This is a genomic window from Burkholderia sp. Bp8994 (assembly GCF_003853805.1).
Classification (GTDB): Bacteria; Pseudomonadota; Gammaproteobacteria; order Burkholderiales; family Burkholderiaceae; genus Burkholderia.
This window is the reverse complement of record NZ_QTQH01000003.1, coordinates 202,471-214,800: the sequence shown is the minus strand read 5'-3', so window position 1 is coordinate 214,800 and position 12,330 is coordinate 202,471. Positions and strand designations below refer to the sequence as shown.

Sequence of the window (12,330 nt, the reverse complement as noted above, 5' to 3'; positions counted from 1 at the left end):
AATATATCGGAGCCGCGGCGGCGCCGGCCGGTTTTTCCGGTTCGCCCGGCTTCCGGCGGCGGTACTGCCGCGCCGCTGCGCCGCCGCGCATGCGCGCCGGTCGCGACCCGGATCGCGACCGCATCCGGCCCCGTTACGCGAGCTGCTTGTGAAAATAAGTCGTCGCGCACAACGCGCCGTCGGGCATCAGCGCATAGTTCGGCACGACGCCGACGCGCTGCCAGCCGGCCCGCTCGTACAGGCGCTCGGCATCGCCACCCGTCACGGTGTCGAGCACGAGCACGGTCTTGCCGGCGGCGCGCGCGGCGTCGTCGGCGGCCGCCATCAGCCGCGCGGCGACGCCCTGCCGGCGCGCATGACGCGACACGAGCATCTTCGCGAGGTCCGCTCGATGCGGCTGGTTCTCCGGCTGCGCGGTCACGAGTTGCACGGTGCCGACGATCCGGCCGGCCGCGTCCTCGGCGATCAGCAGGATGCGCTCGCCGCGCGCGACGCCGTCGGCAACTCGCGTCCAGAACGCGACGGCCGTCGAGCGTTCGATCGGCAACATGAAGCTGACGGACGCGCCGCCTTCGACGCAATCGATCAGCACGTCGGCCAGCGCGTCGATGCAGGCGCGGGCTTCGCTCGCGTCGACGCGGCGGACGGTCACAGGTTCTGTCATACCCTCTCCGGTATATCAGGCGGGGCACGCGCTCGGCCGGCGTGCGCCCGGATCGAATGGAATGCCGCCGTGCGGTCGCACCCCGCGCAACATCGGCGGATGCCCGGCAACACGACGCCCGGCCCGGTCGGCGCGTGTTACCACCCCATCATCCTAAGCGACGAAAATTCCCGTTGCATTGCCTATACTTAGCCGCATGGCTAACTTTCAACCCGGCATCACCGACGTATTCCAGGCGCTCGCCGATCCGACGCGCTGCGCGATCGTCAGCGCGCTCGGCAACGGCGTGCGGACCGTTTCGGAACTGGCCGCGCCGTTCGACATGGCGCTGCCGTCGCTGATGAAGCATGTCGCGGTGCTCGAGCGCAGCGGCCTCGTCACGACCCGGAAAACCGGCCGCACGCGCACCTGCGAGCTGGTCGGCGGCAGGCTGGCCGAAGCCGAGCAGTGGCTCGCCGCGCAGCGCGCACTGTGGGAAGCGCGCGCCGATCGCCTGGTGGAATTCGTCGAACGCCGCCACCAGGAGGAGCACGCGCATGTCAACCCGCCACGTCGACCCCGCCGAAGCTCATGACCTCGTCATCACACGCACGCTGCATGCGCCGCGCCAGGCGCTCTGGCGCGCGTGGACCGATCCCGAACTGCTGAAGGAATGGTGGTGCCCGAAACCGTGGACCACCGAAGTCCGTGCGTTCGACCTGCGCCCGGGCGGCGCCTTCCACACGTTCATGCGCGGCCCCGACGGCGGCACGAGCGACAACCCCGGGTGCTTCCTCGACATCGTGCCGGAAGCGCGCATCGCGTTCACGTCGATGCTCGCGGGCGGCTGGCGGCCGCAGGTGCCGTGGCTGGGCTTCACGGCGATCATCACGATGGCGGATGACGCCGCCGGTTGCCGCTACGAGGCACGCGTGATGCATCCCGACGCCGCGACGCGCGAGCGCCACGAGGCCCTGGGCTTCTTCGAGGGCTGGAACACCTGCATCACGCAGCTCGACGAATTTGCGTCCGCATTGCGCTGAATACGCACATGCGCGGGCCATTGCATGCCGCCGCGCGCGCGCCTAGGATTCCTGAATGAAGCGTGACGACACGCCGGCATCCGGCGTGCACCGTCGCGCGCGCTCCGCGGGAGGCCACATGCTGCAGATGCACACGCATTCGACCCGGGTCAGCCGGCACCTGAACGCACCGCGCGGGCGCGTCTACCGCGCGCTGCTCGATCCGCACGCCGTCGAACAATGGAAGGTGCCGGACGGGATGACGTGCCGCGTGCTCGCCTACGACGCGCGCGAAGGCGGCGCGCTGCGCGTGTCGCTGAGCTACGACGAACCGTCGGACGGCACCGGCAAGACCACCGCGCACACCGACACCTATCACGGCCGCTTCGTGACGCTCGTGCCCGACGAACGGATCGTCGAAATCGACGTGTTCGAAACCGACGATCCGATGCTGCGCGGCGCGATGACGATCACGATCACGCTGTCCGACGAAGCTGGCGGCACACGCGTCGACGCGGTGCACGACGGTGTGCCGCCCGGCGTGCCGGCAGCCGACAACGAGACCGGCTGGCGCATGGCGCTCGCCCGGCTGGCGGCGCTGGTCGAGACGGGCTAGCAGCGCGACGCGACGTGCTCGGTATGCGTCAACCGAGCCGGTACGCGTGCGAGACGGTCCCGCGGAACAGCGCATCGCGCTCGTCCGGGCTCGCGTGTGCGGTCAGCCGCTTGAACGCGTTCCAGCCGTTCACGTACGAATACGAGCCCTTGTCGACCGGAAAATTGCTCTCGAACATGCAGCGCTTCGCGCCGAACGCCTCGATGCACGTGAGCATCCACGGCTTCCACGCGGCGGCGAGCTGTTCGGACGACGGCGGCCGCGCGCCCTTCTCGAAATCGAACCCGTTGATCCGCATGCCGAGGCCACCGACCTTCACGAATACGTTCGGCAGCCGCGCGAGTTCGCGCATCGATGCCGACCAGCGCTGGAAGACTTCCGGCCGCTGGTCCACGTAGCTCGCGATCCGCACGACGCCGCCGCAGTGATTGACGACGATCCGCGTGTCGGGGTTCGCCTTCGCCAGATCGAACAGCTCGGGCAATTGAGGAAAGAACAGCCACGCGTCGTACGACAGTCCGAGCGGCGCGAGCTGCGCGACGCCAGCCCGGTACGCGGGGTCGAGCAACAGCCCGCGCGGCACCGCCGACAGCGGATTGGCGAGCGTCGGATCGGCATCCCAGGTACTCAGGTGTCGAACGCCGCGAAAGCGTCCGCGCCCCGCGTCGACATGCGCTTCGAGCACGTCGCGCACGCGCTCGCCGAGCCGCAGGTCCGCGTGCCCGACGATGCCTTTCGCGACGGCCGGGCCGCTGCGTTGCAGCGGCTCCGTCACGCCGGCGACGTAGGCCGTCTCGCCGACCGGCTTCAGTTCGGCCGGGCCCGCGTCGCGATAGCGCGTCAGCGCCTGCATGTAGACGGATGCCTGGACGTTGTGGCCGGATCGCGCGTCCTGCAGATAGTCGTCGAGCATGTAGATCCAGCCCGGCCGCTCGTAGAAGTGATGATGCGCATCGACGATCGGCAGATCCGGATCGAGTGCGGGTTCGAGCGCAGATGCGAGCCAGTCGCTTCGCACCGCGAGATAGTTGCCTTGGGTCGTCATGCGGGAGGGTCCGTTTTCAGCCGGCGCGCGCGTATCGGCCCATGCAGGGAGCGCGAGCGATGCGGCGGCCGCACCGAGCAACCGGCGTCGTTTGATCGAAATGGTCGCGTCCATGTCATTCGCTCCGGTCGAATGCGTACAGCGACAGCGTGAGCAGCGTCGTGATCGCCAGCACGATCGCGAGGCCGAGCATCCCGGCCGTGAAGGTGCCGAAGCCGTCCTTCAGGTAGCCGACGAGATAAGGGCCCGCGAATCCGCCGAGCGCGCCGATCGAATTGATCAGCGCGAGCCCGCCGGCCGCCGCCTGGCCGGACAGGAAGCGTGAAGGCAGCGTATAGAAGATCGTGCGACCGGCAATCGTGCCGATCAGCGCGAGCGTGATGCCGACGAGTGCGGGCCCGAGCGTCAGGAAGTGGGTCGACACGCCGAGCGCCACCGCGCCGATGGCCAGCCCGATCGCCAGGTTCGCGACCGGGCCGCCGCGCCGGTCCACCCGCTTCGCCCACCACAGCAGCGCGATGGTCGCGAAGAAGTACGGCACAGCGGAAAGCCAGCCCGTCTGCATCGTCGACATGCCGTGTGCCTTGAGCATCTGCGGCAACCAGATGCCGATCCCGTAAGAACCCATCGTGAAGCCGAACGAGATCAGCGCGAGCACGTACACGCGCACGTCGCGCAGCGCGACGCCGAAGTGCTTCTTGCGGCCGGCGGCCGCGCCTTCGCGCTCGAACGCGCGCTGCAGCGCGGCACGCTCGTCGCTCGACAGCCACGCGGCATCCGCGGGCGAATCGGACAGCAGCTTCAGCACGAGAAAGCCGAGCGCGCACGCGGGCAGCCCTTCGACGATGAACATCCACTTCCAGCCCGCAAGGCCGAGCACGCCGTCGAGCTGCAGCAGCCACGTCGACAACGGGCCGCCGATCAGCGACGACAGCGGTGTCGACACGGTGAACCACGCCAGCACCCGCGTGCGGTAACTCGCCGGAAACCACACCGCGAGGAAAAAGATCACGCCCGGAAAGAAGCCCGCTTCGCCGATGCCGAGCAGCAGCCGGATCGCATAGAAACTCGTCGGCCCGGTCGCGAGCGCGGTCGCCGCCGCCATCAGCCCCCACGTGATCATGATGCGCGCGAGCCAGCGCCGCGCGCCGAAGCGGTACAGCGCGAGATTGCTCGGCACCTCGAACACGCAGTAGCCCGCGAACATGATCCCCGCGCCCCAGCCGAACTGCGTCGCGGTCAAGCCGAGATCGCGGTTCATGGTCAGCGCCGCGAACCCGACGCTCGTGCGGTCGAGGTAGTTGAAGAAGTACGCGAGCGCGAGCAGCGGAATGAAACGCCACGCGGCCTTGCGCACGGCCCGTTGCTCGATCGACGCGTCGGTTTCGCGATCGGCGGCCAGCGCCGGGGAAGCGGATGTCATGGTTGTCTCCGTGGATACGGCGCTCCTCGCCCGCGCGATCGCACGGGCACGACGCCTGTTGTTCGTTCGATGGATCGCGGCGGCGCTACGCGCTCGCCACTTCGTTCGCCGAAGGCACATCGGCCGCCACGCCCGGCGGTTGGACGTCCGCACCATGTCCGTGCGACCCGGCGACGACGCCGGCAGCGATCAGCGCCCGGGCCTCGTCCGGCGTATAGCCGAGCTCGCCGAGCAACGCGCACGTGTCCTGACCGAGCGCGGGCGGCGCTGCGCGCAGCCGCAGGCGCTCGCCCGCGAGCGTGAGCGGCAGCAGCGCGGTGCGCGTGTCGACCGGCCGGCCGGCGCTGCTCGCGTCGGCCGGCAGCGTCACGGCTTCGAGCCCGCCCGTCGCGAGCAGATGCGGATCGTCGAACAGGTCCTGCGGCTTCGTGATCGGCGCATACGGCAGGCCGATCGATTCGAAGATCGCGCCGATCTCCGCGGCCGAATGCGCGGCGAGCCGCGCACGCAGTTCGGGCAGCAGCCACTCGCGGGCCTGCACGCGCAAGTTGTTGGTTGCAAGACGCGCATCGTCCTTCAGCGCGGCAAGGCCGAATGCATCGCAGAACAGCGCCCATTGCGTGTCCGATACGACCGCGAGAAAGATCTGCTCGCCATCCTTCACCGAAAACACGTCATAGACCGCCCACGCGGAAATGCGGCTCGGCATCGGCGACGCGGCCTGCCCCGTCACCGCGAACTGCATCATGTGCTGCGCGACGAGGAACACGTTGTTCTCGAACAGCGAACTCTGCACCTGCTGGCCGCGGCCGGTGCGTTCGCGCTGCGCGAGCGCGGCCATCGCGCCGATCGCGCCGAACATCCCGCCCATGATGTCGTTCACGCTCGAGCCCGCACGCAACGGCCGGCCTTCGGGGCCCGTCATGTACGCGAGACCGCCCATCATCTGCACCACTTCGTCGAGCGCGGTGCGATGTTCGTACGGCCCCGGCAGGAAACCCTTGTGCGACACGTACACCAGGCGCGGATTCAGCGCGGACAACGCGGCATGGCCGAGCCCGAGCCGATCCATCGTGCCGCTCTTGAAGTTCTCGCTGAACACGTCCGCCGTCGCGACGAGCCGCCGCACGATCTCGAGCCCGCGCGGATCCTTCACGTCGACCGCGAGGCTCTTCTTGTTGCGGTTGAACATCCCGAAGAAGCCCGCGCCGGAACCGCGCAGCGCACGCGTGCTGTCGCCCGCGATCGGTTCGATCTTGATGACTTCCGCGCCGAGATCGGCGAGCAGCATGCCGCAGGTCGGGCCCATCACCATGTGCGTCATCTCGATCACGCGCACGCCTTCGTACGGCAGCGCCGCAGCCGGTTGGCGATCGTTCATTGCGCGACTCCCGTCAGGCAACCTTCCGGCTGGGCCGCCGACGGCGCACGGCCGTCCGCGTAACGGAATCCCTTCGGCAGCCCCGCGTCCGGCACGTGGCCGTACAGCGGCTCGGCAGGCAGCGCCGCGTGCAGGATTGCGCGCGCGGCGAGCAGCGCATCGGCGTCGATGCCCGTGTCGATCCCCATCGACTCCAGCAGGAACACGAGATCCTCCGTGACGATGTTGCCGGTCGCGCCCGGTGCATACGGGCAGCCGCCAAGACCGCCCTGGCTCGCGTCGATCGTCGTCACGCCAGCGTCGAGCGCCGCGACGACGTTGGCGAGCCCCTGCCCCCGGGTGTTGTGGAAGTGCGCGCCGCCCGCCTTGTCGCCGACTTCGCGTTGCAGGCGCGTGAACAGCCGGCGCACCTGCACCGGATTCGCATAGCCGCTCGTATCGGACAGACCGATCTCGTCGACCCCGCATTCGGCCATCGCGACCGCCATCGCGATCGTCTCGTCGTCGGAGACAGCGCCGGCGATCGTGCAGCCGAACGCGACCGACACGCCGGCCTCGATCTGCACCGACGGAAACCGCGCGTCGCGCAGCGCGACGATCGCGCGCACCTCGTCGATCATCTGCGCCGGCGTCTTGCGGATGTTCGCCAGCGAGTGCGCCTCGGTCACCGAGACCGGCAACGTCAGCTTGTGGACGCCCGCCTCGAACGCGCTTTCGGCGCCGCGCAGGTTCGGCGCGAGCGCGGCGACGTGCAGCCCGGGAATCGCCAGCGCATGCGCGACGACTTCCCGCACGTCGGCCATCTGCGGCAACAGCCGCGCGGGCACGAACGACCCGACCTCGATCTCGCGCAGGCCGGCCGCGGCGAGTGCGGTGATCCAGCGCCGCTTGTCGGCCGTCTGCATCACGGCCTTGATGCTCTGCAGGCCGTCTCGCGGCCCGACCTCGCTGACCAGCACCTCTGGATACCCGGAAACGCTCATTCGACACCTCATAGTTCTATCTAAAAGAACATCGTTCTGTTTGACGGAACTTTAGAGGCACGTCGAATCGGCTGTAAGCGGGGTATACCCGTGAAATTGCGATTTTCTGGAACTTGTGTTCTATCAGGCAGAACGATATAGTGGATCGACCGTCACCCAAGGACCTGCAAGCCGTGCCTCCGACCTCGCTCCCCGCAGAACCCACCGGCACCGCCCCCGACTCGTCGGCCGACGCCTCCAGCGGCGTCGCCGTCCTCGATCGCGCGTTCGCGATCCTCCATGCCTTCGGGCAAACCGACGACCGGCTGTCGCTCGCGGAACTGTCGCGCCGCACCGGGCTGTACAAGAGCACGATCCTGCGCCTGCTCGCCGCGCTCGAGCACGGCGGCTTCATGCGCAAGCTCGACGACGGCCAGTACGCGGTCGGACACGAGCCGCTGCGGCTCGCCGCGCTGTACCAGCGTTCGTTCCGGGTCGGCCCGGTCGTCGAGCCGCTGCTCGAGACGCTGAGCCGCGAACTCGGCGAAACGGCGTCGTTCTACGTGCGCCACGGCGAGATGCGCTCGGTGCTCTATCGTGTCGAACCCACGCGCACGGTGCGCGTGTCGATCCGGGTCGGCGAGGAGTTTCCGGTTCACCAGGGAGCGTCCGGGAAGGTGCTGCTCGCGTTCACCGACCCGCACGATGCGCGCTGGAACGACATACGCGAACAGTTGTGGGCCGCGTCGTACGGCGAGCGCGACCCGGAGACGGCTTCGGCGTCCGTGCCGGTGTTCGGCGCGGCCGGCGATTGCGTCGGCGCGCTCACGGTGTCCGGGCCGAAATCGCGGCTGGCCGCCGCGCCGGCGATGGCCGCGGCGCTCGCGCTGCTGTTGCCGCTCGCGCAGAAGGCGACCGTCGCGCTCGGTGGCGCCGGCGCGCGCTACGACGCGCAGGCCGTGCGCGACAGTCTCGCGCGCTTCACCGCGGCCGCGGACGAACCCGCGCAGCCCTAGCCGGCACGCGCGTCCGGCGACGCGGCAGCGCAAACGCCGGCCGCATGCGACACTGGCCGCTGCCGCATGCAGCGCGCCGCCCGCCGGCGCGGCACATGCCACTGCCGTCCGGACACGCACAAGGGAACCCCACGATGAACGCCCCGCGCACCGCCACCTGGTATTTCGATTTCGTCTCGCCGTTCGCCTACCTGCAGCAGGAACGGTTCGACGAGTTGCCGCCGGCTGCCGCCTACGAGCCGAAACCGATCGTGCTCGGCGCCGTGCTCACGCACTGGGGCCAGAAAGCGCCGGCCGAGATCGCGGCAAAGCGCATCTTCACCTATCGCCACGCGCAGTACCGCGCGGACAAGCTCGGCATTCCATTCCGGATGCCGCCCGCGCATCCGTTCAACCCGATCCGGCCGCTGCGTCTCGCGATCGCGATGGGCAACACGCCCGATGCGATCCGGCGGATCTTCCGGCACATCTGGCGCGACGGCCAGGACGTATCGACGCCAGAGGGTTTCGCCGCGCTGTGCGAGGCGGTGGGCTTTCCGGAAGGCGTGACGGCCGTCGACGCGCAAGCGGTGAAGGACGCGCTGCGCGCGAACACCGATCAGGCGATCGCGCATAGCGTGTTCGGCGTGCCGACCTTCGAACTCGATGGCGACCTGTTCTGGGGCGACGATGCGACCGACATGTTCGTCGATTGCGCGACGTCCCGCGCGTGGCTCGACTCGCCCGAAGTGCGCCGCATCAGCGCGCTGCCCGAAGGCATCCGGCGCGGCTGACGGCGCGCCTCGGCGCTGGCGGCTCACGTGTCGCGTCGTTCGACGCGCAGCCGCCTCGACGCGGTGCTGTTCTCGGCATGTTCATCGGGATGACGAGCGGCGCCGCGCTCGGCGGTTCGTTGCTCGCGCAACTTGACCGGCATGCGGTGATCGCGCCGGCGCCGACAACGTCGCCACCGGCACTGGCCGTGCGCACGTGGCGCCGTCGATTTTCGGCAGTGCGATTGCACGGCAGGCGGGTCCGCAGGGCTTGCCCGCCTTTTCTTTTATTTTCGATCGGTGCTGTGCGGCCCCGCGCGGCACGGCCGATTCGTGCGAGAGACAGCCGGCATTCGTTCATCCGATGCAATACTCGGAACGCGTCGCCGGATTGCGCAGTTCAACCGATTATTTTTTCGCCCGCGCCCGGCGCACGCGCGCAATCATCGGATCATTTCTCACGGCCGCACCGCACGGCCCTCCCGAATCCGGCCCCATCGGCAAAGTAGGTTTTCTCAGGGGATTCCCGGTATTTTTTCCCATTTTCTTCGAAATTACCGGTGACATACTTGCCCCCCATTGCGCTCCGGTGCGAGCGCGCTTCCTGATCCCTGCCGGTCGCATGTCCTGTGCTGCGTGTCCGCCGGGGTCGCAGAACATGAACAATTTCGACACCACGATCCAGATCTTCCTCACCCACATTACGTTCGGACCGCTGATGAATCATGCGATCCGCGTGATCGCCGGCCTCTATACGTTCAAGGGCTTCGTCCTGATCCCCGTGCTGTGCTGGCTGTGGTTCCAGCCGGGACCGCAGCGCGAACGGCAACGCGAGCTGGTCATCGCGACGGTCGCGAGCGGGCTCGTCGCGCTCGCGTTCGGCCGGTTGCTCGCGAAAGTCCTGCCGTTCCGCGTGCGGCCGATCTACAACCCCGACCTGCACCTGCACTTCCCGTCCGAGGAATTGCGTGCGGCCACGCTGCAGGCCTGGAGTTCGTTTCCGAGCGATCACGCGATGCTGTGGATGGCGATCGCGACGGGCATCTTCATCATCGCGCGACGCGCCGGCGTGTTCTCGCTGCTGTACGCGGTCGTGTTCATCTGCGTGCCGCGCGCGTATCTCGGCTATCACTACCCCACCGACCTGATCGCCGGTGCCGCGATCGGCATCGCGCTCGCGTGGCTGCTGACGCGCGATGCGATTCGATCGCGCTTCGCGCCGCAGGTGCTGGAGGCGATCCGGCGCTTCCCCGCGCCGGCCTATACGCTCGCGTTCCTGCTGTGCTTCGAGCTGATCACGCAGTTCGACGAACTGCTGACGCTTGCGCAGTCGGTCAAGCATACGGCGATGTAACGGGACGGCGCCGCCATGCATCCGCTGCTGTCGACACGACGCCCGGGCACACGCTGCCGGCCCTGCGCGGCGGCATCGCGCCCGGCGCGCGCCGCCGTCCGGATCGTCGCCGCCGCGGCGACGGCGGCCGCGCACGTCAGTCGCGGTCGGGCGCCCCGAGCGGGAAGAACGAGCGATACGGCCGCGCTTCGTCGACCGCACGCGCGAACGACGGCCGCGCAAGCAGCCGCCGGCGATATGCGATCACGTTCGCGAACGACGGATCGATCCGGTGCGTCCAGTCCGCGTAGAACAGGAACGGTGCCGCGCCGCAGTCGGCGAGGCTGAAGCGGTCGCCGGCCGCCCATTCGCGATCGGCCATCGTGCGATCCAGCCATGCGTACGACGTTTCGAGCATCGCGCGCGCATCGGCGACACCCCGCGCATCGCGCTCGTGTTCCGGCCGCAACGCATCGAACACGACCTTCTGCTGCGGGGTCGCGACATAGTTGTCGAAGAAACGATCCATCATCCGCACTTCCAGCGCCGCGCGCCGGTCGTCGGGCACCAGCCGCGCGGGGCCCGGGTGGTAGAGATCGAGATACTCGACGATGATCGTCGCCTCGATCACGGTACGGCCCGCGTCGACGAGCACCGGGAAGCGCTTCAGCGGCCACAGCGCGGCCAGTTCCTGCATCGGCTTCGGATCGTCGTGCGCGAGCACGCGATAGTCGAACGGCGTGCCGTTCTCGTACAGCGCGGTCAGCACCTTCTGGCAATAGGACGAAAAGGGATGGGCGTAAAGCGTCGGCGTCATCGCGGGTCTCTCGGGGTTTCGGCGCCGCGTCATGCGGCGCCACGTGATCGGATACCTTGACGACGAACGGCGCCGGGCCGAATCGACACCGGGCCGAACATTTTTTTTCCGTTGCGCGGCATCGCGCCGCTACGACCGGCCATCCATCACGACGCGGCCTTCGCCGCGCCAGCGCAGCATCCCGCCGCCGAGGTTCGCGACGGCATCGAAGCCGGCCTTCAGCAGGATCACGGTCGCCTGCGCGGAGCGGCCGCCCGCGCGGCACACGGTCACGATCGGCCGGTCGCGCGCGAGTTCGCCGGTGCGCGCGGCCAGTTCGCCGAGCGGAATCGGCGTCGCGCCCGGCAGGTGGCCGAGCGGGCCGGTGAATTCGTCCGGCTCGCGCACGTCGACGACCTGCACCGCCGGCAGGTGATCCTCGAGCCACTGCGGATCGATTTCCCAGAATCCGGCGAACGTATAGACGAGCGGCGCCCAGTCGGGCGCCGCCTGCACGTCGGGCGCATTCGCGGCGAGTCCGCACTGCAGGTTCGCGGGCACCGCGACGTCGATCTGGCGCGGATGCGCGAGCCCGAGGTTGCGCATGTAGCCCGCGAAATCGTCCTCGCTGAGATCGCCGCCGAGGCGCGGATTGAAACGCCGCTCCTCGCCGACGCTCGTGACCGTGAGCCCGCGATAGTCGTGCGCGGGATACAGCAGGCATGCGGCCGGCAGCGTGAAAAGCCGGCCGTGCACCGCGCGATACAGCGCGCGCGGGTCACCCTGCTGGAAGTCGGTACGGCCGGTGCCGCGAATCAGCAGGCAGTCGCCGGTAAACGCCATCGATTCATCGTCGAGCACGAGGCTGATGCAGCCGCTCGTGTGGCCCGGCGTCGCGCGCACGGTCAGGTAGCGCGGGCCGAATGCGCAGCGATCGCCGTCGTTCAGGTAGCGGTCGGCGCCCTGCGCGCCGCTCGCGGCCGAAATCGCGATCGCGCTGCCGGTGCGCTGCTTCAGCAGCCACGCACCCGTCACGTGATCGGCGTGCACGTGCGTATCGACGGTCGCGACGAGCCGCAGCCCGAGCTCGTCGAGCAGCGCCGCATCGCGGCGCACCTGCTCGAACACCGGGTCGATCAGCAACGCTTCGCGCGATGGGCGGTCGGCGAGCAGGTACGTGTAGGTCGACGATTGCGGGTCGAAGAGTTGCCGGAAGATCATCGCGAAGTCGCTCCGTCGGCTGGGCGTGTCGGTCGGGTGAAGGGTGCGGGTCGTGCAACCCGCACCGCGTGTGGCGCCGGCTCGCGACGCACACGTTCATACAGCGTAGTTCAAAACACG

The 12,330-nt window shown here is 68.9% G+C and carries 13 protein-coding genes and 1 pseudogene; 7 read left to right on the top strand and 7 right to left on the bottom strand.

Annotation, left to right across the window (positions count from 1 at the left end; genetic code table 11):
* Nucleotides 1-133: 133 nt before the first annotated feature.
* Nucleotides 134-664: a GNAT family N-acetyltransferase gene (locus DIE04_RS04530; protein ID WP_044848514.1), complete on the bottom strand. Its 531-nt coding sequence runs from the start codon at nt 662-664 to the stop codon at nt 134-136.
* 196 nt (nt 665-860) lie between these two features.
* Here DIE04_RS04530 and DIE04_RS04525 point away from each other — a divergent pair, with 196 nt between their 5' ends.
* From DIE04_RS04525 to DIE04_RS04515, 3 genes are all read left to right on the top strand, one after another.
* On the top strand, nt 861-1,238 hold the full coding sequence (locus DIE04_RS04525; RefSeq protein ID WP_124486101.1) for a helix-turn-helix transcriptional regulator: 378 nt from the start codon (nt 861-863) through the stop codon (nt 1,236-1,238).
* On the top strand, nt 1,201-1,686 hold the full coding sequence (locus DIE04_RS04520; protein WP_124486100.1) for an SRPBCC family protein: 486 nt from the start codon (nt 1,201-1,203) through the stop codon (nt 1,684-1,686). The genes DIE04_RS04525 and DIE04_RS04520 overlap by 38 nt, the downstream gene beginning before the upstream one ends.
* Nucleotides 1,687-1,804: 118 nt before the next feature.
* The gene (locus DIE04_RS04515; RefSeq protein ID WP_044848511.1) at nt 1,805-2,281 is read left to right on the top strand and encodes an SRPBCC family protein; all 477 of its coding nucleotides are present in this window, start codon (nt 1,805-1,807) and stop codon (nt 2,279-2,281) included.
* Between the two features lie 28 nt (nt 2,282-2,309).
* Here DIE04_RS04515 and DIE04_RS04510 read toward each other — a convergent pair whose 3' ends face one another.
* From DIE04_RS04510 to DIE04_RS04495, 4 genes are all read right to left on the bottom strand, one after another.
* Nucleotides 2,310-3,440, bottom strand: a complete 1,131-nt coding sequence (locus DIE04_RS04510; protein ID WP_124492197.1) for an amidohydrolase — start codon at nt 3,438-3,440, stop codon at nt 2,310-2,312.
* 1 nt (nt 3,441) lies between these two features.
* Entirely contained in the window at nt 3,442-4,749 is a 1,308-nt protein-coding gene (locus DIE04_RS04505; RefSeq protein WP_124486098.1) for an MFS transporter, read from the bottom strand.
* Nucleotides 4,750-4,834: 85 nt separating this feature from the next.
* Complete coding sequence (locus DIE04_RS04500; protein ID WP_124486097.1) at nt 4,835-6,130, bottom strand: CaiB/BaiF CoA-transferase family protein; 1,296 nt, start codon at nt 6,128-6,130, stop codon at nt 4,835-4,837.
* Nucleotides 6,127-7,113, bottom strand: a complete 987-nt coding sequence (locus DIE04_RS04495) for a hydroxymethylglutaryl-CoA lyase (protein ID WP_124486096.1) — start codon at nt 7,111-7,113, stop codon at nt 6,127-6,129. Before DIE04_RS04495 ends, DIE04_RS04500 begins: the two co-directional genes overlap by 4 nt.
* Before the next feature lie 173 nt (nt 7,114-7,286).
* Here DIE04_RS04495 and DIE04_RS04490 point away from each other — a divergent pair, with 173 nt between their 5' ends.
* The 4 genes and pseudogenes from DIE04_RS04490 to DIE04_RS04475 all read left to right on the top strand — a co-directional run bounded on the left by DIE04_RS04490 (nt 7,287) and on the right by DIE04_RS04475 (nt 10,214).
* The gene (locus DIE04_RS04490; protein WP_124486095.1) at nt 7,287-8,108 is read left to right on the top strand and encodes an IclR family transcriptional regulator; all 822 of its coding nucleotides are present in this window, start codon (nt 7,287-7,289) and stop codon (nt 8,106-8,108) included.
* Between the two features lie 134 nt (nt 8,109-8,242).
* On the top strand, nt 8,243-8,881 hold the full coding sequence (locus DIE04_RS04485) for a 2-hydroxychromene-2-carboxylate isomerase (protein WP_044848505.1): 639 nt from the start codon (nt 8,243-8,245) through the stop codon (nt 8,879-8,881).
* Between the two features lie 39 nt (nt 8,882-8,920).
* A pseudogene (locus DIE04_RS30340) lies at nt 8,921-9,087 on the top strand (MFS transporter); the annotation flags it as partial.
* A gap of 431 nt (nt 9,088-9,518) precedes the next feature.
* Nucleotides 9,519-10,214, top strand: a complete 696-nt coding sequence (locus DIE04_RS04475) for a phosphatase PAP2 family protein (protein ID WP_044848504.1) — start codon at nt 9,519-9,521, stop codon at nt 10,212-10,214.
* Between the two features lie 136 nt (nt 10,215-10,350).
* On the opposite strand, the gene DIE04_RS04470 is transcribed toward DIE04_RS04475, so the two are convergent.
* Nucleotides 10,351-11,010: a glutathione S-transferase family protein gene (locus tag DIE04_RS04470; protein WP_124486094.1), complete on the bottom strand. Its 660-nt coding sequence runs from the start codon at nt 11,008-11,010 to the stop codon at nt 10,351-10,353.
* Nucleotides 11,011-11,139: 129 nt separating this feature from the next.
* Nucleotides 11,140-12,210, bottom strand: coding sequence for an MBL fold metallo-hydrolase (locus tag DIE04_RS04465; protein ID WP_124486093.1), 1,071 nt, complete (start codon nt 12,208-12,210; stop codon nt 11,140-11,142).
* Nucleotides 12,211-12,330: the final 120 nt, after the last annotated feature.